The organism is Flavobacterium sp. DG2-3, assembly GCF_030730925.1.
Lineage (GTDB): Bacteria > Bacteroidota > Bacteroidia > Flavobacteriales > Flavobacteriaceae > Flavobacterium.
This window is the reverse complement of sequence record NZ_JAVAMB010000003.1, coordinates 48,493-70,387: the sequence shown is the minus strand read 5'-3', so window position 1 is coordinate 70,387 and position 21,895 is coordinate 48,493. Positions and strand designations below refer to the sequence as shown.

The window sequence follows — 21,895 nt, the reverse complement described above, 5'->3', positions numbered from 1 at the left end:
GCTATCTGGAGATAGCCCTTTTTCAGTTATTAACTGAAGTTTTATTGATTAGGAATCATCACGTAACTTCCGTCTAAATCGTTAAAATAAATAAGATATTTAGATTTTGCAACTGGAATATTTTCACCGTTTCCTCCTCCAGAAAAAGCAGTAGTTCCACCCCATGAAACATCCCATGCATTATTAGCTCTAAATTTCATTCCTCCATCATTTAAAGCTGTTATGCCTAATGTCCAGATGTGTGCGTTGAAAGTCGATTTCACCATAGGAGTAGAAGCATCCCATCCTTTAGCGGTAGCATCTCCAATAATACCAACAGTATCGAATGTTGGTGCAGTTGCACCCGCAGCATAGGCTTCTAGAGTATACGTCAATTTCTGAACATCCATTTTAAATTTGTAGTATCCATCAGCAGGAATTTCAATGCTTGGAGGGTCTTGATCTCCATCTGTTGCTCTGTAAACTAGTGAGCCGTCTTTACCTCCATACATTGGCGCCCAGCTTCCTAAGTTTTTAATCGCTTTAAAATATCCTTTCTTAAAGTATCCTGTAAAAGTGTATTCATTAGCATTTGTTCCGCTTCTGAATAAAATTTGGTTTCCTTTATTATTGTCCCAGCCAGAAACAGTAGCATCTCCAACTAAATACCAGTCATTGAATTCATAATCAACTTTACCCACATAAGGAGTGACAGTAATAGATATCAATCCCTTTGAAACCTGGGTGAATCCGCCTGACACATTAGAAGTAATTTTTACATCATATTCTGCTGCTACTTCCGGTACTCCTCCAAGATCGATTGCCACCTGATTTAAATCTCTGGTTAGTACAGAAACTTCTGTAACATTATTTGTAGTTGCCTCAAGGACTTTAGCTGCCGTAAAATCTCCTCCTTTTTTATCTATCAATAAATTATATCTGATAGATACTGTGTTAGAATATTCTGCTGCTGACCACGTAAACTTAGCTACTTCTTCTGCAGCTTTTTCAACATCAAGAACATAATTTTGTCCTGTTGCTGGCGCTGTAATTTCCGGCGCTGTAATTGCATCAAGAATTGGTCTTTCATCTACAGCATCAGCATTACATGACACCGCCAATACACCAATAAATGCGATTAATACTTTGTATATATTTTTCATTTTTCAGTTCTATTAGATATTAGTATCCTGGATTTTGTTTCAAAGTTGGATTTGCCTGAATTGTCTTAGCAGGAATTGGCATCAAATCTCTAAATGATTCTGTAGATGCTCCATTCATTACGCCACCTTTCCATTGCCAGATTTTAGATCCTCCTGAGAATTTTCCAAAACGAATCAAATCTGTTCTTCTATGACATTCCCAGAATAACTCTCTTCCTCTTTCTGCTAAAAGAAAATCAAGAGTTAATTGTGCGCTTGAAATATTGGTTGCTCCTGCTCTTGTTCTAATTTGATTTACGTAACCAACTGCTGTATTAATATTACCTGTACTCGCACCTCTTACTGTAGCTTCTGCATACATTAAGTAAGCATCGGAAATTCTAAACATTGGAAAATCAGTATCAGGAATATCTGTTCTTTGAGCTGGCGAACCATCTGCTTTTTTGTTAATATACTTGGTCACAGCATAACCATCTGTAAAAGTTGACACATTCGTAATATCTAACGCTTGTCCATCAGTATAGAATGTTCCTCTTTTATCTCCAGTAGCAGTTGCATCAGGGAAAAGTGCTACAAACTCTTTACGAGTTCTGGTTCCCTGCCATCCGCCATCCATTCCTCTTGAAGCGGCATCCATACTTCCTCCAATAGAAGCGTGAAGAATAAAACTCATTCCTCCTCCTGTTGCTCTAATTGCAACACCATCACTTATAATTGGAAAGATAAATTCGGTTTGAGCTCCATTTTTATCATTATCCGCAGAGAATAAATAAGCATAAGGAACATCTGCAAAAGTATATCCTGAATTAATAATTTCACTACATAAAGTCGCTGTTTCATTATTTCTTTCTGTACCTGTGTATACTTTAGAGTTAAGATAAATTTGAGCTAATAAAAATTTAGCGGCAACTTTGTCAATTCTACCATATTCATTTGTTCTTGCATTTGGAAGACTGTTATCTAAATCCTTTAATTCAGACTCTACAAAAGCGAAAACTTCTGCTCTTGATTTTTGAACTGGATAAAAGAATCCTACTGGATCAGCTTCTGTTGTAATAGGCACATTACCAAATAAGTCCATTAAATTCACATAAGAGAAAGCTCTTAAGAAACGTGCTTCTGCTCTAAAAGTTGCTATTTCTGCTTTTAGATTCGAATCAACACCTCTTGCTTCTAATTTCTCGTCTGTAGTTTGTCTTAAAAACTCATTTGCCAAACTAATGTGGTAAGATGCTCTGGAATATGTTCCGTAAAGAAACTCATTAACTGGTGACCAGGTTTGAGTATTTAATGTTGGTAAAGTTCCATCTGCCCACGCAATAATCGCCTCATCTGTTGGCAATTCCTGAGTAACAAAAAGCAAGCGCAAATAACTGCTGAAATCTCCACCCAAACCAGAAATATCTGGAGAACCATCACCATCATTACCTCCTACGTACAAACCAGCATATAACTTTGCTAAAACTTGTTTATAAGATGTTGGGTCTTTAAAAAAGGTCTCCGATAAAAATTCATCATCATCCTGTGGTGTCACGTTTAAATCGTCAGTACACGAAGTAAGCGTCATACTTATTCCTAAAATAAATAGGAAGAAATAAGATATATATTTAAATGATATTTTCATTTTGTATGTTTTAAAATTTGTTTTTCAATGTACTTTTAGAAACTTGCATTTACACCAAACAAGTAAGTTCTTGCTCTTGGGTAAACGTTACCATCAATTCCGTTGAATTTCTCCGGATCTAACCCTTCATATTTTGTAAGTACAAAAACGTTCTGAACACCAGCAGAGAATCTTAAAGAAACATCTTTTAATAAAGACTTATCTAAAGTATACCCAAGAGTTACGTTATCTAATTTAATAAAAGAAGCATCTTTTATATAATAGTTTGATAAATAACGTTGTGTGCCATTATCTTCAAATTTGAAACCAGTATTTAAGTAATCAGTACTAAGATTAGACAAATCATTATCTCTTCTTAAAGCCTGATCAGAATATCCTAAGTTAGAGTTTACATTATCAAAAATGTAATTTCCTAAACTTGCTCTCCAGTTCATTGTAAAATCAAACTTTTTATAGTTTAAAGTTGAGAATAAACCAAATGTGTAATCTGCTGTTGGTTTTTTGTATCTGTAACGATCAGATGCGTCAATTTTGCCATCTCCGTTTCTGTCTACATACGCACCTGCAATTGGTTTTTTATTCGCATCATATAATTGTTCGTAAACGAAAAATGAATTTGGAGCATAACCAACTGTGTTAATCAGTACTTTATTTCCATTTCCTCCTTGAATGTTATCTCCGACTTCATAACCTTGGAAACCTTCAACAGTCTGACCTAAATTCTCGATTTTTTGATCTATATAAGTAGCATTAACAGCAACATTCCAGTTGAAATTGTCTTTTTTAATGATATCAGACTGAAGGCTAAATTCAAGACCTTTTGTTCTTAAATTACCAATATTGTTAAACCCTTGATTTCTTAAGTTGGCTCCATCCGGAACCAATACGTCGGCTAATAAATCTGTTGATTTTTTATCGAAATAGTTAACAGATCCTGAAATTCTATCATTTAAGAATCCGAAATCAATCCCAATATTCATCTCACCTAATTCTTCCCATTTGATATTCTGATTATATCCTTCTGGTCTCGCTGTTCTGTAAACAACACCATTAAAAACATACTGAGTACTAATTGTACCTAATGTAACTCTTCTTAAATAGTCATACTGAGGTGCAATATCTTGTTGTCCAGTAGTACCATAACCTGCTCTTAGTTTTAAACTAGAAAGTGTTTCATTATCTTTTAGGAAAGATTCTTCAGCAATGTTCCATGCAAATGCACCTCCCATAAAATTACCCCATCTGTTTTCTTCAGAAAAACGAGATGTTCCGTCTCTTCTGTAGTTTAGAGTCAATAAATATTTACTATCCCAACCAAGGTTCAAACGACCAAAGAAAGATTGCAAATTAACATCTGGATCAGTAATTACGTCTTCATTTCTAGTTTCAACTGGCTGTGTAAGAGCTCCAGACTGATATTTTTCTTTTTGAAACAACTGATAGTTATATCCAGCTGTAGCATCTAATTTTAGTTTTCCTAAATTTTTAGTGTAAACAAAATATGCGTTTAAATTTTTATTTTGAAGATCGTCAGTGTAAGTATCATAGTTTCCTAAGTTTACATAACCCGGAGCTGTAAAAGCAACTGGCTGGAATCCTAAAATACTTTCTGTGCTTTGTCTATTATAACCACTGCTGTCGAATCTGTCAATACCAGCTTCAGCTACGAATCTTAAATCTTCAAAGAAGTGAAATTTATAGTCAAGGCTGATGTTACCCCATTTTCTGGTAGACTTAGATCTTTTATCTTCTTGATTTAATCTTGCTACTGGATTTTTAGCAGGCAATAATGCTATATTTCCGTTTGGCTCCAACCATTCAAAATATCCTCCATAACGAGAACCTGCCTGATAAGGTGACTGAGTTGGGTCAAAACTAATTGCTGAACCGATAACAGCATTTTCGTCCTGAAATTGATTTTTGCTAAAAGAAAGGTTTCCGCTAATATCAATTTTTAAATGATTGTCAAATAAAACAGGGTTTAACGATATCGATGTCGTGGTTCTTTCAAAAGATGTATTTCGTAAGATTCCAGGATTATTAACATTTCCAACAGATAAACGTACTGGTAATTTATTGAACAAAGCACCGCTTACAGAGATATTATTATTTGTTGTTAGCGCCGTGTTAAAAATTTCATTTTGCCAATTTGTACTTGCTGTACCCATTGTAGCTTTTTGAGCATCGTTCCCTAAAGTATTAACTAAATTACGGAATTGATCTGCACTTAAAACATCAACAGTGTTAGCAACTGTATTAATACCAACCTGAGAGCTGAAATTTACTTTAACACCGCCTTTAGTACCTTTTTTAGTTGTAATTACGATTACACCACTTGCTGCACGAGAACCGTAAATAGCTGCCGCAGAAGCATCTTTAAGAACTGTAAAAGACTCTATATCATTTGGATCAATTGTAGACAAGATACTTGTGGCACCACTTGGAACAGCATTGCTTAAGGGAAGTCCATCTAAAATAATTAATGGGTCGTTAGATGCGCTTAATGAAGCTCCTCCACGAATTCTAATATCAGCTTTTGCTCCAGGAGCTCCACCTCCAACAACATTCACACCAGCAATACGTCCACCGATTAATGATTCTGGAGTAACGTTGATACCTTTATTAAATTCTTTGGCAGAAATTTGAGAAACAGATCCTGTTGCGTCTTTTTTCTTAACAGTTCCATAACCTACTTGTACTACAACTTCTTGAAGTTGATTCGTATCTTCTTCCAAAGAAACATTTAATGGGTTCTGTCCGGTAAAATCAATCGTTTGCGTTTTGTATCCAATAAAAGAAACAACGATTTTACTTCCATTTTTAACATTTGATAGTTGGTAATTACCATCAAATCCAGTTGATGCACCGTTTGGAGCACCTTGTACATTTACATTTACTCCAGGTATTGGCTGACCTGTTGCCTTGTCAACAACAGTCCCTTTTAAAGTGTTCTGAGCCAACACTGTAAAAGGCAACAATAGGAATAAAAATAACAACTTTTTGTAAATTGTTTTCATACTTTTTGTTTAAATTAGTTTTGAGTTTTTGAACGTTAGTTAAGTTTTTAATTTTACTTCGAATTCCAAAATTATCAATTTATTAACATGAACAACCAGACACTTTTTTTATTGCGTTACGAAAACGTGGTAGTGTTGAAAACTTTCTACATTTTGTAATCTTTTCAGTCAAAAATTATCAATTCTAAAAATATTAGATACCTTTATTAATAATTAGATTTTTTTCAAATAAAACCATGAAACGCAAAATAACCTTAAAACAGATTGCAAAGGAGCTTGACGTGTCTATCTCAACTGTCTCAAAATCACTTAGAAACAGTCTTGAAATTGGCGAAGAAACACGACTAAAAGTGCAGGCTTTTGCGAAGTTTTACAACTACAAACCAAACAACATTGCTCTTAGTTTAAAAAACCGAAAAACGAAGAGTATCGGGATCATTATTCCCGAAATTGTACACTACTTTTTCTCTACTGTTATCAACGGTGTCGAGCAAGTCGCAAATGAATACGGATACAGCGTAGTAATCTGTGTATCAGACGATTCTTTTGACAAAGAAGTTCTAAATATGGAAATGCTGGCCAACGGAAGTATCGATGGTTTTATCATGTCTCTTTCTAAAGAAACGCAATACAAAGGCGACTTTCATCATATTACCGAAGTGATCAATCAGGGAATGCCTGTAGTAATGTTTGACCGTGTTACCAACGATATATTATGCGATAAAGTAATTATTGATGATAAATCTGCTGCTTATGAAGCCGTTCAAAGTTTAATTGACAATGGCAGAAAGAAGATTGCTCTAGTAACTACAGTCGATTATGTAAGTGTTGGAAAACTGAGGACAGACGGCTACGAAAAAGCATTATTAGACAATGGACTGCCTTTTAATGAAGATCTTATTATCAAAATTGAAGATGTAGAAACTTGTGAAATTACTATTAGTCAGCTTTTACATGAAAGAGCTTTTGATGCTGTTTTTGCTGTAAACGAGCTTTTTGCTGTAACGATTATCAAAACAGCAAACAAAATGGGATTGAAAGTTCCTGAAGATTTAGCTGTAATTGCATTTACTGATGGAATTATTTCAAAATACTCCACTCCAACCATTACTACTGTTAGTCAAAGTGGCGAAAAAATGGGTAATAAAGCAGCTAAAATGCTTATTGAAAGACTCGAAGCCGAAGAAGATGACGACGAAGAACATACTGAAAATTACACTACAGAGGTTATAGAAACACACCTCATAAAAAGAGAATCTACTGACTAATTTTCTTAAAATCAACCTATTCCAAAGCCATAAAAAATATTTATGGCTTTTTTATTAGCATAAATAAAAAAATAATTTATACTTTTACGCCCATCAAGGCTTTTACTTTTACTTCGAAAAAACAGTAAGTTTTGATAAGCAAAGCGCTTATCGTATAATTTTTCACAAATTACGATAATGGAAAAGCGTAAATTAAGTTTCTGGGAAATTTGGAACATGAGTTTCGGCTTCTTAGGAATACAAATGGGGTTTGCACTTCAGAATGCAAATGCCAGCAGAATTCTTCAAATTTTTGGTGCCGACGTACATGAACTTTCGTGGTTCTGGATTATTGCTCCTCTTATGGGATTGATAGTACAGCCTATTATTGGTCATTATAGCGACAAAACTTGGGGAAAATTCGGCAGACGAAAACCTTTCTTTTTAGTGGGAGCCGTTTTAGCTTCGGTGGGATTAGTTTTAATGCCACAGGCCAACATTTTCATTTCTGTACTTCCCGCTCTGTGGGTTGGAGCTGGAATGCTAATGATTATGGATGCTTCTTTCAACATCGCCATGGAACCTTTTCGTGCTCTTGTTGGAGACAATTTAAGAACAGATCAGCGTACTGCGGGATTTAGTATCCAAACTTCATTAATTGGTTTTGGAGCCGTAATTGGTTCAGCATTACCATACGTTTTAACGAAATATTTTGGCGTGCCAAACAGTACCGTTCCAGGAAGTGTTCCGTTAAATCTGACTTTGTCCTTTATCATTGGTGCGGCAGTTCTAATTGGTTCTATCTTAGTAACCTTATTCACAACCAAAGAATATTCGCCTGAAGAACTGGCAAGATTCGAAGATCCGCAAAATGAAGTGATTTCTGATTCTGAAGAAAAATCAAAAATCACAGACATCTTTACCGATTTTGCAAAAATGCCATTAACCATGCGTCAGCTTAGCTGGGTGCAGTTCTTTTCTTGGTTTGGTTTGTTCGGAATGTGGGTTTTTACAACTCCAGCCATCGCGCACCATATCTACGGATTACCATTAAATGACACTTCTAGCCAGCAATATCAAGATGCTGGTGACTGGGTCGGAATTTTATTTGGTGTTTACAACTTAGTTTCTGCTATCGTAGCTTTATTTTTCTTACCATACATCGCTAAAAAAATCGGTCGAAAAGCAACACATTCACTTTCATTGATTATTGGAGGAATTGGTTTAATTTCCATTTATTTTATGCCAAACGAAGACTGGGTTGTGCTTCCAATGATTTTAATTGGAGTTGCTTGGGCAAGTATTCTGGCAATGCCATACGCTATTTTAGCTGGATCTATTACTCCTAAAAAAATGGGTGTTTATATGGGAATCTTCAACTTCTTTGTTGTTATTCCACAAATTGTAAATGCGTTAATTGGAGGCCCAATCGTAAAATATCTTTACAACGGAGATGCCATTTATGCATTAGTTACAAGTGGCGTAAGCTTTTTAGTTGCTGCTGCTTTAGTTTCTAAAGTAAAAGACGTAGACGACTTTTCTAAAAAATCATAATTAAAGAATAATTTCCCCTAAAATGAAAAAGGCATTCATATTCGATCTTGACGGAGTGATCGTAGACACCGCCAAATACCACTTTTTGGCTTGGCAGAAGATCGCTCAGTCATTAAATATAAATTTTACCCACGAAGACAACGAATTACTTAAAGGTGTGAGTCGTGTTCGTTCGCTAGATATAATTCTCGGATTAGGCAATGTTCAAGCTTCTCAAGAAGACAAAGACAAATGGCTAATTCAGAAAAACGAAGATTATTTATCTTATTTAGTTGACATGGATGAAAGTGAGGTTCTTCCAGGGGTTTTAAAAATTCTAAAACTATTAAAAGATAAAAACCAAGGAATTGCATTAGGTTCTGCCAGCAAAAATGCAAGACCAATTCTAGAAAAAACAGGGGTTCTATCTTACTTCGATGTTATTGTTGACGGAAACGATGTCAGCAATGCAAAACCAGATCCTGAAGTTTTCTTAAAAGCGGCTCAGTTATTAAACATTGATCCAAAAAATTCAATTGTATTTGAAGATTCTGTTGCCGGAATTCAGGCAGCAAATATCGCAGAAATGGTAAGTGTGGGAATTGGTGAGGAAACAATTTTACATGAAGCTGATCATATTTTTAAAGATTTTACCCAAATCGAAACAAGCTTTATTGAGGAACTAATTAGATAATGAGAAAATTTGATAATTAGATAATTTCTCCACAAACGAATTATCTAATTATCTAATTGACGAATTGTCTCAATTAAAAAAAATGTAAAACAACAGCAATTCAATAGAATAAAAGTCAAAAAAAATAATTATCCAATTATCCCAATTGACAAATTATCTAATTGACACATTGCCCAATTATCTAATTAAACAAATGAATCAAGATTATATAAAACCAGACAATTGGTCCGTAATAGAAGAAGAATTTGATGCTGAAAGAGTAAAATCGTCTGAAAGTCTTTTCAGTATCGGAAACGGCGCTATGGGACAGCGTGCGAATTTTGAAGAGACATATTCTGGAGAAACTTTTCAAGGAAGTTATATTGCAGGAATTTACTATCCAGATAAAACAAAAGTGGGCTGGTGGAAAAACGGATATCCAAAGTATTTTGCTAAAGTTTTAAATGCTCCAAACTGGATTGGAATTGATGTAGAAATCAACGAAGAAAACCTTGATTTACACAATTGTACAGAAGTTAGAAATTTCCGCAGAGAATTGAATATGAAAGAAGGATGGTACAATCGTTCTTTTGAAGCTGTTCTGAAAAACGGAACAGAAATCGCTGTAAACATTCGCCGTTTTCTTTCAATGGATTTAGACGAAGCGGGAGTTATCAAATACGATATTACGCCTTTAAACAAAGATGCAAAGATCGTTTACAAACCGTATATCGACGCTGGAGTAACCAATGAAGATGCGAACTGGGAAGAAAAATTCTGGGAACCACTTGAAGTTAAAAAAGGCACAAACGAAGCTTTTGTAACAGCTCAAACTTTCAAAACGCATTTTAAAGTAACCACTTTCATGCACAATACGATTTTGGCAAATGGCGAAAACATTAATGTTTCTCCGTCAACAATCGACTCGACAACAGATAAGGTTCAATATACTTACGGAACTATTATTGCAAAAGGACAAACCTCAACGATTCAGAAAATTGGAGGTTATACGGTCTCTTTAAACCACGAAAATACTTTGGCTGGAGCCGAAAAAGTAATTAAATCGGCAGTTGCTTTAGGTTACGAAACCTTGCTTCAAAACCAAATTGATGCTTGGGCAAAAATCTGGGAAATGTCAGATATTACCATTGATGGCGATGTAAAAGCACAACAGGGAATTCGTTTCAATATTTTTCAATTGAACCAAACTTATTCAGGAAAAGATTCTCGTTTAAATATTGGACCAAAAGGATTTACAGGAGAAAAATACGGCGGATCTACTTATTGGGACACTGAAGCATATTGCATTCCGTTTTACATGGCGACTAAAGATCAGCAAGTTGCAAGAAACTTATTGACGTATCGTTACAATCAATTAGACAAAGCGATTGAAAATGCGAAAGACAATCTAGGTTTCAAAAACGGCGCTGCTCTTTATCCGATGGTTACCATGAATGGTGAAGAATGCCACAACGAATGGGAAATCACGCATGAAGAAATCCACAGAAATGGAGCGATTGCTTTTGCGATTTACAACTACAACCGTTACACAGGAGATTACTCTTATATTCCAGAAAAAGGATTAGAAGTTCTAATTGGAATTGCACGTTTCTGGCATCAGAGAGCTTCTTTTTCTAAAGATAAAAATCAGTATGTGATTCTGGGAGTAACAGGTCCAAATGAATACGAAAACAACATCAACAATAATTTCTACACCAATTATATTGCAAAATGGTGTATCGATTTTGCTTCAGAACAAATAGAAAAAGTAGCCAAAGAATATCCTTCAGATCATAAAAGAATTTTAGATAAAGTAAATCTTTCATCTGAAGAAATTAAAGAATGGAAAAAAGTGGCAGACGACATGTACTTCCCTATTTCTGAAGAACTTGGAATCTATTTACAGCAAGACGGTTTCTTAGACAAAGATTTAGTTCCTGTTAAAGATTTAGACAAATCACAACGTCCTATTAATCAAAAATGGTCTTGGGATCGCGTTTTACGTTCGCCATATATTAAGCAAGCCGATGTGTTGCAAGGTTTTTATTTTTTCGAAGATCATTTTTCTAAAGAAGAATTAAAACGTAATTTTGAATTTTACGAATCCTTTACGGTTCACGAGAGCTCACTTTCCCCTTGTGTGCACTCAATTCAAGCTGCTGTTTTAGATAAAATGGACATGGCATATACTTTCTATTTAAGAACTTCTCGTCTGGACTTAGATGATTACAATAAAGAAGTAGAAGAAGGCTGTCACATTACCTCAATGGCTGGAACTTGGATGAGCATTGTAGAAGGTTTTGGCGGAATGCGTGTTAAAAATGATCAGCTTCATTTCTCTCCAAAAATCCCTAAAGAATGGAAAGGCTATTCATTTAAAATCAATTTCAGAAACCAGATTTTAAAGGTTTCTGTAAATCATGACGAAACTAATTTTACCGTAGACGGCGATCAGGATTTAACGATTATCGTAAACGGGAAACCGATAACAGCAGAAAAACCTGCTTCAATTAATTAATATTTCTAAAATCAAAAAAACATGAAAAACTTATTTTTCGCAAGTTTAATCTTGTTTGCGGCTAGCACAATTGCTAGAGCGCAACAATTAAAATCTCCCGAAGGAAAGTTCGTAATGGAATTTTCGCTTCAAAGCGACGGAACTCCAACTTACAATTTAAAATACAAAAACAAAGAAGTTGTAAAAACCAGTAAACTAGGTCTTGAACTGAAAGATGATAAAAAATCTTTATTGAATGACTTTACAATTGCTGATACTAAAACTTCAACTTTTGATGAAACTTGGAAACCGGTTTGGGGCGAAGTAGATCATATTAGAAATCATTATAATGAATTGGCAGTTACTTTAAACCAAAAAAGTACAGACAGACAAATCGTAATCCGTTTTCGTTTGTTTGATGACGGTTTAGGTTTCCGTTACGAATTCCCAGCACAAAAGAATCTTACTTACTTTGTAATTAAGGAAGAAAGATCTCAATTTGCTATGGCTGGAGATCATACTGCTTTCTGGATTCCTGGAGACTATGATACTCAGGAATATGATTATACAAAATCAAAATTATCAGAAATTAGAGGTTTATCTCAAAAAGCATACACAGCAAACGTTTCTCAAAAGTCATTTTCACCAACAGGGGTTCAGACTTCTTTGATGATGAAATCTGCTGACGGAATCTACATCAACCTGCACGAAGCAGCTTTGATTGACTATTCTTGTATGCACTTGAATTTAGATGATAAAAACTTAGTTTTCGAATCTTGGTTAACACCAGATGCAAAAGGAGATAAAGGACACATGCAAGCGCCAAATCACTCTCCTTGGAGAACAATTATCGTAAGCGATGATGCTAGAGAAATCTTAGCTTCAAAAATGACGTACAACTTAAATGATCCTTCAAAAATCGAAAACACTTCTTGGATCAAACCAGTAAAATACATCGGAGTTTGGTGGGAAATGATTACAGGAAAAAGCTCTTGGTCGTACACTAACGATTATCCAACAGTCCAATTGGGAGTTACAGATTTCGCGAAAGCAAAACCAAACGGAACACACGGAGCTAACAATGCTAACGTAAAAAAATACATTGATTTTGCTGCTGCAAATGGTTTTGATGCTGTTTTGGTTGAAGGATGGAACGAAGGCTGGGAAGATTGGTTCGGACATTCTAAAGATTATGTTTTTGATTTCGTAACGCCTTACCCAGATTTTGATGTGAAAGGACTACACGAATATGCAAAATCTAAAGGTGTAAAAATCATTATGCACCACGAAACTTCAGGATCTGTTCGTAACTACGAGCGCCACATGGATGCTGCTTACAAATTCATGAACGATAACGGATATGATGCTGTAAAAAGTGGTTACGTAGGTGATATTTTGCCAAGAGGTGAAAATCACTACAGCCAATGGATTGTAAACCACTACCAGTACGCTATCGAAAAAGCAGCTGATTACAAAATTATGGTGAACGCTCACGAAGCGGTTCGTCCAACAGGAATTGCAAGAACGTATCCGAACTTAATCGGAAACGAAGCAGCAAGAGGAACAGAATACCAAGCTTTTGGAGGTTCTAAACCAAATCACGTTACGGTTATCCCATTTACAAGATTAATTGGTGGACCAATGGATTACACGCCTGGAATCTTCGAAATGGATATCAGTAAAATGAATCCAGATAACAAATCGCATGTAAACAGTACAATCTGTAATCAATTGGCATTATACGTAACAATGTACAGCCCACTGCAAATGGCAGCTGATACTCCAGAAAATTACAACCGTTTTCCAGATGCATTCCAATTCATTAAAGATGTGGCCGTTGACTGGTCAGAAAGTAAATATATTGAGGCTGAGCCTGGAGATTTTATCACGGTTGCCCGTAAAGCAAAAGGAACTAACAACTGGTTTGTTGGAAACGTAAACGGAGAAACGGCTCGTACATCAAACATCGATTTCAGTTTCCTTGAAAAAGGTAAAAAATACACAGCAACGATTTATGCTGATGCAAAAGATGCGCATTACAAAACAAATCCGCAGGCTTATAACATCAAGAAAATTGCTGTTACAAGTAAATCAAAATTATCACAGCTTTCTGCTCCTGGAGGAGGATATGCGATAAGCATTATTGAAAATAAATAATTTTAATTAACCATATAAGAAATGTAAGTTCATTTAAATAGAAATCTCCCCAGTTTTGTCTTAAATGTTCTTACATTTCTTATATGGTTTAAATTCATTTTTACTATGAATGACCTAAAAATAAACCATCATATTTATAAATTCCTCTTAATCGTTTTGTTGTTTTCCGCTTCCGCGAAAGCGCAAATCCAAAAAGTAGAACCGCCTTTCTGGTATGCCGGAATGAAAAATCCGGAATTGCAGATTATGTTCTACGGAAAAAACATTGCACAATATGAAGCTTCTGTTTCGAACAACGTTGCTATTAAAAATGTAGAAAAAACAGAAAACCCTAACTACGTTTTCATCACCATCGACACGCAAAATCTTAAAGCATCAGAACTTACTTTTTCATTCAAATTGAAAAACAAAGTTGCTTTTACACAAAAATATGCTCTTAAAGAAAGAAGAGCCAATTCTGCCGACAGAAAAAGTTACGACGCATCAGACGTAATGTACTTAATTATGCCAGATCGTTTTGCTAACGGAAATCCGAAAAACGACAGTGACGCTAACTTAACTGAAAAAGGAAACCGCGCAGAACCAGGCGGACGTCACGGCGGAGATATTGAAGGAATCATCAAAAACTTAGATTATATTTCGTCTCTTGGTGCGACTACAATTTGGAGCACGCCATTGTGCGAAGACAACGACAAACAGCATTCTTATCACACTTACGGACAATCTGATGTTTACAAAATCGATCCGCGTTATGGAACGAACGACGATTACGCTCGTTTATCTGCAGAAATGCACAAAAAGAACATGAAATTGGTTATGGATTACGTAACCAATCACTGGGGAATCACGCATTGGATGATGAAAGATATGCCAACTAAAACATGGTTCAACCAATTTGAAACTTTCACACAAACACATCACAGACGTGAAGTAATTACAGATATTCACGCTTCAAAAATAGATCAGGAAGTTTGCGTTGATGGTTGGTTTGTACCTTCGATGCCAGATTTAAATTTAAGAAATCCTCTAGTTTCAAAATACTTAACGCAAAACGCGATTTGGTGGATTGAATTTGCCAATTTGGATGGTTTCCGTGTGGACACTTATAATTATTCAGATAAAACAGCCATGGCCAATTGGGCAAAAGCGATTACTACTGAATATCCGAACTTTAATATTGTAGGCGAAATTTGGATGCACAATCAGGCGAATTTAGCATTTTGGCAAAAAGACAGTAAAATTGGAGCGATCGAAAACTACAATTCAAACCTTCCATCTGTAATGGATTTTACGCTTCAAAGTCAAGTAACTTCAACTTTCAATGAAGATGAACCAAGCTGGGACAACGGATTGATTAAATTCTACAACAATTTTGCAATGGATTTTTTATATCCAGACACGAATAACATTCTAGTTTTTGCTGAAAATCACGATACAGATCGTATGAACGATAAGTTCAAATACGATCTTCCGAAATACAAATTGGCAATGACTTTATTGGCAACTGTTCGCGGAATTCCACAGATTTATTACGGTTCAGAAATCGGAATGGGTGGAGACAAAAGCAAAGGCGATGCCGATATTCGTCAGGATTTTCCAGGCGGCTGGGCTGGTGACAAAAACAATGCTTTCACAGCGACAGGCAGAACAGCTCAGCAAGCAGCTTACTTTGATTTTACCTCAAAATTATTCAATTGGAGAAAAACAAATGAAGCAGTTCACTTCGGAAAAATGACTCATTATATTCCTGAAAATAACACCTATGTATATTTCAGATATACAGATAGTAAAACGGTTATGGTAGTTTTCAATAATAATGCAAAACCGCAAACTGTAAAAACAAACCGTTTTAAAGAAAACATCAAAAACTACAAATCAGGAAAAGATGTTATCTCAGGAAAAACATTTGATTTAAGTTCTGAAATTACTTTAGAACCAAAATCGGCTTTGGTTTTAGAATTGGAGTAATTTCTTAACACATAGAAACATAGTTTATAGAAACGTAATAAGTCGTTTCACTCAGCATCAATACACATAGCTATGTGTTAAATGACGAGTCATTTTTCGATCTTCTCATTTAGAAAGGAAAAAATCTATGTCTCTATGTGTTTAAAATTTTTAGCCACAGATTAAAAAATCATTCTAATCTTTTTAATCTGTGGCTATTCTTTTTATTAATACTTCGTTAAATCAAATATTTATGAAAAAATACACTTTCCTTTTTCTATCTTTAGTATTCATAATTACGGGTTGTTCTGGCTCAAAATCAGTTTCAATGAATACAGATACTTCAAAGACACCTTTCGTTTGGGAAGGTGCAAATGTTTATTTTTTACTTACAGACCGTTTTTACAATGGCGATAAATCCAACGACATTAATTTTAACCGAACCAAAACGCCAGGAAAACTTCGCGGATTTGAAGGCGGTGACATTATCGGAATTACCAAAAAAATCGAATCGGGTTATTTTGATAAACTCGGAATCAATGCCATTTGGCTTACGCCGATTGTCGAGCAGATTCACGACGGAGTCGACGAAGGAACAGGTTTAAGTTATGGTTTTCACGGCTATTGGGCAAAAGATTGGACAGCATTAGATCCCAACTTTGGAACAAAAGAAGATTTAGCCAATTTGGTTAAAAAAGCCCACGAACACGGCATCAGAATCGTTTTAGACGGCGTTATCAATCACACTGGTCCCGTAACTCCCGAAGATCCTGTTTGGCCTTCAGACTGGGTTCGCACGGGCGTTGTTTGCGATTACAAATCTTTTGAGAATACCACTATGTGTACACTGGTTGATAATCTTCCGGATGTAAGAACCGAAAGTTCTCAAAATGTAGAATTGCCACCACTTTTAATTGAAAAATGGAAAAAAGAAGGCCGTTACGAAAAAGAGATCGCTTCGCTTGACGAATTCTTTAAAAGAACAGGTTATCCCAGAAGTCCGAAATATTACATTATAAAATGGCTTACCGATTATATTACTGAGTTCGGAATTGACGGTTACCGCGCCGACACTGTAAAACATACAGAAGAAGGTGTTTGGGCCGATTTTAAAAAAGAATGTGATTTTGCTTTCGCGAATTGGAAACAGAATCATCCGCTTCAGGTTTTAGACCAAAATCCGTTTTATACCATTGCCGAAGTTTATGGTTACGGAATCAGCGGCGGACAAGATTATGATTTTGGAGACCGAAAAGTAAATTATTTCCAGAACGGTTTCAACAGCATGATCAATTTTGAATTTAAATGGAATGCCGGTCAAAGTGATTATGAGACTTTATTTTCGAAATATTCGAATGCTTTAAACAACGAATTAAAAGGTTATTCTGTTCTTAATTATACGTCTTCTCACGACGACGGCCAGCCTTTTGATGCCAATCGTGTAAAAGGTTTTGAAGCAGGAACTAAGCTTTTACTTTCTCCTGGAATGTCACAAGTATATTACGGAGACGAATCGAATCGTTCTTTGGTTATAGAAGGAACTCAAGGCGACGCGACTTTACGTTCGAACATGAATTGGGATGATATTCAAAATAATCCTGATACAAAGAGAATGCTTTGGCATTGGCAGAAATTAGGTCAGTTCAGAAGAAATCATCCTGCAGTTGGCGCCGGAATTCATTCGAAAATTGAAAGCGAACATTACTTGTTTTCAAGAACTTATACTAACGGTAATTTTACAGATAAAGTAATCATCGGTTTAGATTTACCCGAAGGCAAAAAAGAACTTCCTGTAAACTCCATTTTCGAAAACGGAACCAAATTAAAAGACTCCTTTTCTGATAAAGAAGCTGAAGTCATTGATGGAAAAGTAACTATTGATAGCGAATATGGAATTGTTTTATTAGAAAAAATATAAGTTTAACCGCCAAGTTTTTTTCGCCACGAATTCACGAATTTTTATTCTCAAAGATTGTAAAAATTAATTCGTGAATTCGTGGCTATTATTTTTTAAAATTCCTTGCGACCTTTGCGTAAATCTTTGCGACCTTTGCGGTTAGAAAAAAACACTCGCAAATGCTAAAAATAGCTCACAGAGGTGCAAAAGCATACGAACCCGAAAACACTCTTCAAGCTTTTCAAAAAGCATTAGACTTACATGCAGACGGAATCGAACTCGACGTTCATCTAAGCGCCGACGGACATATCATCGTAATGCACGATGAAACGATCGACAAAATGACCAACGGAAAAGGTGAAATAAACACCTACACTTTAGCCGAATTAAAGTCGTTTCGAATCGCTGATACGTTTCAAATTCCAACCCTAAACGAAGTTTTTGATTTAGTCGATAAAAAATGCTTCATCAATGTCGAGCTAAAAAATGGCGACACTTCAAAACAAGTTGTTTCTTTAATTGAAAAATATATCAACGAAAAAAGTTGGAAATACGAACGTTTTATCATTTCTAGTTTTGACTGGAATGCCTTAGAAGAAGTTCAAAATTTAAATCCAAAAATTTTAATTGGTGTTTTAACAGAAGAAGATATTCAATCTGCTTTGGCTTTCGCCGAAAGTATAAAAGCATACGCCATTCATCCTGATTTTCAGTTATTAAACAAAGAAAACGTAAAGCAGATTCAGGATAAAGATTTCAAAGTTTTCCCTTGGACAGTAAACTCCGAAGAAGACATTCAAAAAGTAAAAAGTTACAACGTAAACGGAATTATCTCTGATAATCCAGACAAAATATAAAGTTTAAGAATAGCCACGAATTCACGAATTTTTATTCTCAAAGATTGGCAAAAATAATTCGTGAATTCGTGGCGATCAAAAAAATTATGATTAAAAATTTCGATATAATAATCGTTGGCGGAGGTGCTGCAGGCTTTTTTACAGCAATTAATATTGCAGAGAAAAATCCAAAACTCAAAATCGCTATTTTAGAAAGAGGAAAAGAAGTTCTTTCTAAAGTTCGTGTTTCTGGAGGCGGGCGATGCAACGTTACCCATGCATGTTTCGAACCCAACGAACTGGTAAAATTTTATCCGCGCGGCGAAAAAGAACTTCGTGGACCGTTTCATCAATTTTGCTCAGGCGATACAATCGAATGGTTTGAAAAACATGGCGTCGAATTAAAAATCGAAGAAGACGGCAGAATGTTTCCAGTTTCAAATTCTTCGCAAACTATAATCGATTGTTTCTTAAAAGCAACTGAAAAATTAGGTATAAAAGTATTGACAGGTCAAAGTGTTCAGTCGATTTTCAAAAAAGAAAATCATTGGAAAATTGATACACAAAGCGATAATTTTGCTTGCGAAAAATTAGTAATGGCGACCGGAAGCAACCCAAAAATCTGGGAAATGCTTCAGGAACATGGCCACGCTGTTGTAAGCCCCGTTCCTTCCCTATTTACTTTTAATATCAAAGATCCGAGAATTAAAGAATTGCCAGGCGTTGCAGCGCAGGTTACGGTAAATGTAAAAGATACAAAACTAGAATCGACTGGGCCTTTGTTAATTACACATTGGGGAATGAGCGGGCCAGCAATCCTGAAACTTTCGGCTTGGGGCGCACGTATTCTGCACGATAAAAATTATCAGTTCACCATTTTTGTAAATTGGCTAAACGATTTAGATCCCGAAGATGCCGAGAAAATCCTGAAAGATTTAAAACAAGAACACGCAAAAAAAGCCGTTTCTAAAAAATCTCCATTTGATTTTCCGAATCGTTTGTGGGAAAGTTTGGTTTTGGCTTCGGGAATTGATACGGAAACTAAATGGGCAGATTTATCAAAAAACCAATTGCAGAATCTGGCTTTACAATTGACAAAAGCCAAATTTCAAGTCAACGGAAAAAGTACTTTTAAAGAAGAATTTGTAACAGCGGGCGGAATCGATTTAAAGGAAATTAACTTCAAAACTATGGAAAGCAAAATTCACGAAAACCTTTATTTTGCTGGAGAAATTGTCAATATCGATGCCATTACAGGCGGTTTTAATTTTCAGAATGCCTGGACAAGCGGGTTTATTGTGGCTCAAAATATTTAATTAGAATGAAATTTAAAGGAATTATTTTCGATTTAGACGGAACGTTAGTCAATTCACTACACGATATTTCAGACGCGATGAATATTGTTTTAACAGGTCTAAATCACCCCACTCATAGTTACGAAACCTATCAATATTTTATCGGTAGCGGTTTGCGAAATTTGGTCAGCAAAGCTTTACCTTCAACGCATAATTCTGACGAACAAATCGAAATTTGTTTTGATTGTATGATAAACGAATATCGTAAAATCTGTACTTTAAAGACAAAACCTTACGATGGCATTTTAGATCTATTGAAAAATCCAGCTTTAGAAAATATTAAAATGGCTGTTTTTTCGAATAAAGCAGATGAGTTGACAAAAAAAATAGTTTCAGAAATTTTTCCAGAACAATTTGATTCGGCTGTTGGTTTGAGTACGGAAGCTCTGAAAAAACCAAATCCGTTTGAGGCTTTAGAAATTAGTAAAAAATGGAATTTAAGTCCCGAAGAAATTCTTTTTGTGGGCGACTCTGATATTGATATGTTAACGGCAACAAATGCGAATATGTTTCCGGTTGGTGTGACTTGGGGTTACAGAACTGAAGAAGAATTGAAAAACAGCGGAGCCAAAAAAGTGATTCATAAAGCATCTGAATTAATTGATATCCTATAAAATGCATTCTTCATTACAAAAACAAATCACAGCAATTGCTTCTTTTTCTGAAAATGAAATTAAGGCAATTTCTTCTTGTTTTGAATATGAAAAATACAACACCAAAGAATATCTCTCTGAAATGGGAAAAATCAGCAACAAGATTTTTTTCATTCTAAACGGATTAGCACGGGTTTATTATTTAAAAGACGGAAAAGAAATTACTACGTATTTAAGCTGTGATGACGGTTTTATCGCTTCATATTCCAGCTTTATCAATCAGGCAAAATCCTTCGAAAATATTCAATGTATTGAAGATTGTCAAGTGCTTTCGATTACATTCGAAAAAATGCAGTTTCTGTATGACAAGATCCCAAATTGGGAGCGCGTCGGAAGAATTTTAGCCGAACAAAATTACCTTTGTATGGCTGACCGTGTTTTAAAACTTCAAATGATTCCTGCCAAAGAAAAATATTTGACTTTTCTGGAATCGGCTCCAGCCAAAATAATCCAGCGCACACCTTTAATCTACATTGCCTCATTTCTCGGAATTACCCCAGAATCGCTGAGCAGAATTCGTCAAGATATTTCTTAACATTTATCAAGTAAATTGACAGGCGCAATTCAAATCTTTGCGAAAATAAAATTTCAAAAAGATGAAAAATTTAGCTCAAGATGTTTATCAGATTCCACTATTTCCTCGAAACGCTATAAATTGCTATTTAATTGAAGATGTTTTAATTGATGCCGGAATTAGAACTTCTTCCGCAACGATATTAAAAGCAATTAAAGACCAATCTGTTACCAAACACGTACTCACGCACGCCCACGCCGATCATCAAGGAAGCAGTAAAATAATCTGCGAAAAACTCAACATTCCGCTTTTGTGCAGCGAAACCGAAAAAGAATTTGCTGAAAATGGAAATGTCATTAATGAATATCCAAATCCGAATCATTTTATTTCTAAGTTTCAGAAAAATTTCTGGGCAGGAAAAGGACATCCCGTTTCTCAAACTTTAAAAGAAGGTGACCAAATCGGCGGTTTTACAGTGATTGAAACTCCAGGACATTCTCGTGGTCATTTATCTTTTTTTAGAGAAAAAGACGGCGTTCTCATTGTGGGCGATATTATGACCAATATGAATCTCTTAACAACTAAAGTTGGTCTGCACGAACCTCCCAATTTATTTACTAAAGATGCGGAAACGAATAGAAAATCTATTTTAAAACTAGCTTCTTTAAAACCTAAAATATTATGCTTTGGACATGGCCCCGTTTTATTTAATAAAGGAGAATTGGAAAAGTTTTCAAAATCATTAATTAACAAGAATTTACAGAATCTGTAAGTTTTCATTAAGAGTATTCTAATAATTTTAC

15 protein-coding genes are annotated in these 21,895 nt (G+C 35.3%); 12 read left to right on the top strand and 3 right to left on the bottom strand.

Translation table 11 applies throughout. The features are described 5' to 3' along the window. Nucleotides 1-41 precede the first annotated feature (41 nt). The 3 genes from Q9Q97_RS06365 to Q9Q97_RS06355 are packed head-to-tail and all read right to left on the bottom strand — an operon-like array spanning nucleotide 42 to nucleotide 5,783. Nucleotides 42-1,142 (bottom strand): SusE domain-containing protein, encoded by a 1,101-nt coding sequence (locus Q9Q97_RS06365; protein ID WP_306155704.1) that lies wholly within the window; start codon nucleotides 1,140-1,142, stop codon nucleotides 42-44. 19 nt (nucleotides 1,143-1,161) lie between these two features. Further along, nucleotides 1,162-2,766, bottom strand: coding sequence for a RagB/SusD family nutrient uptake outer membrane protein (locus tag Q9Q97_RS06360; RefSeq protein WP_306155702.1), 1,605 nt, complete (start codon nucleotides 2,764-2,766; stop codon nucleotides 1,162-1,164). Between the two features lie 35 nt (nucleotides 2,767-2,801). Continuing rightward, complete coding sequence (locus Q9Q97_RS06355; RefSeq protein WP_306155700.1) at nucleotides 2,802-5,783, bottom strand: TonB-dependent receptor; 2,982 nt, start codon at nucleotides 5,781-5,783, stop codon at nucleotides 2,802-2,804. A 236-nt stretch (nucleotides 5,784-6,019) separates the two neighbouring features. On the opposite strand from Q9Q97_RS06355, the gene Q9Q97_RS06350 reads away from it, so the two are divergent. The 12 genes from Q9Q97_RS06350 to Q9Q97_RS06295 all read left to right on the top strand — a co-directional run bounded on the left by Q9Q97_RS06350 (nucleotide 6,020) and on the right by Q9Q97_RS06295 (nucleotide 21,864). Beyond that, complete coding sequence (locus Q9Q97_RS06350; RefSeq protein WP_125723200.1) at nucleotides 6,020-7,051, top strand: LacI family DNA-binding transcriptional regulator; 1,032 nt, start codon at nucleotides 6,020-6,022, stop codon at nucleotides 7,049-7,051. 177 nt (nucleotides 7,052-7,228) lie between these two features. Beyond that, nucleotides 7,229-8,584, top strand: coding sequence for an MFS transporter (locus tag Q9Q97_RS06345; RefSeq protein ID WP_306155696.1), 1,356 nt, complete (start codon nucleotides 7,229-7,231; stop codon nucleotides 8,582-8,584). Nucleotides 8,585-8,606: 22 nt separating this feature from the next. Then, nucleotides 8,607-9,257, top strand: a complete 651-nt coding sequence (gene pgmB, locus Q9Q97_RS06340; protein WP_306155694.1) for a beta-phosphoglucomutase — start codon at nucleotides 8,607-8,609, stop codon at nucleotides 9,255-9,257. Between the two features lie 193 nt (nucleotides 9,258-9,450). Beyond that, on the top strand, nucleotides 9,451-11,754 hold the full coding sequence (locus Q9Q97_RS06335) for a glycoside hydrolase family 65 protein (RefSeq protein WP_306155692.1): 2,304 nt from the start codon (nucleotides 9,451-9,453) through the stop codon (nucleotides 11,752-11,754). 21 nt (nucleotides 11,755-11,775) lie between these two features. Beyond that, nucleotides 11,776-13,890: a glycoside hydrolase family 97 protein gene (locus Q9Q97_RS06330; protein ID WP_306155691.1), complete on the top strand. Its 2,115-nt coding sequence runs from the start codon at nucleotides 11,776-11,778 to the stop codon at nucleotides 13,888-13,890. 105 nt (nucleotides 13,891-13,995) lie between these two features. Beyond that, entirely contained in the window at nucleotides 13,996-15,858 is a 1,863-nt protein-coding gene (locus Q9Q97_RS06325) for a glycoside hydrolase family 13 protein (protein ID WP_306155689.1), read from the top strand. A gap of 232 nt (nucleotides 15,859-16,090) precedes the next feature. Beyond that, nucleotides 16,091-17,755 (top strand): alpha-amylase family glycosyl hydrolase, encoded by a 1,665-nt coding sequence (locus Q9Q97_RS06320; RefSeq protein WP_306155687.1) that lies wholly within the window; start codon nucleotides 16,091-16,093, stop codon nucleotides 17,753-17,755. A 158-nt stretch (nucleotides 17,756-17,913) separates the two neighbouring features. Next, entirely contained in the window at nucleotides 17,914-18,591 is a 678-nt protein-coding gene (locus tag Q9Q97_RS06315; protein ID WP_306155685.1) for a glycerophosphodiester phosphodiesterase family protein, read from the top strand. Between the two features lie 86 nt (nucleotides 18,592-18,677). Further along, nucleotides 18,678-19,886, top strand: a complete 1,209-nt coding sequence (locus Q9Q97_RS06310; protein WP_306155682.1) for an NAD(P)/FAD-dependent oxidoreductase — start codon at nucleotides 18,678-18,680, stop codon at nucleotides 19,884-19,886. A gap of 5 nt (nucleotides 19,887-19,891) precedes the next feature. Continuing rightward, nucleotides 19,892-20,539, top strand: a complete 648-nt coding sequence (locus Q9Q97_RS06305; RefSeq protein ID WP_306155680.1) for an HAD family hydrolase — start codon at nucleotides 19,892-19,894, stop codon at nucleotides 20,537-20,539. Between the two features lies 1 nt (nucleotide 20,540). Next, entirely contained in the window at nucleotides 20,541-21,113 is a 573-nt protein-coding gene (locus Q9Q97_RS06300) for a Crp/Fnr family transcriptional regulator (RefSeq protein ID WP_306155678.1), read from the top strand. Between the two features lie 61 nt (nucleotides 21,114-21,174). Beyond that, on the top strand, nucleotides 21,175-21,864 hold the full coding sequence (locus tag Q9Q97_RS06295; protein ID WP_306155676.1) for an MBL fold metallo-hydrolase: 690 nt from the start codon (nucleotides 21,175-21,177) through the stop codon (nucleotides 21,862-21,864). Nucleotides 21,865-21,895 lie beyond the last annotated feature (31 nt).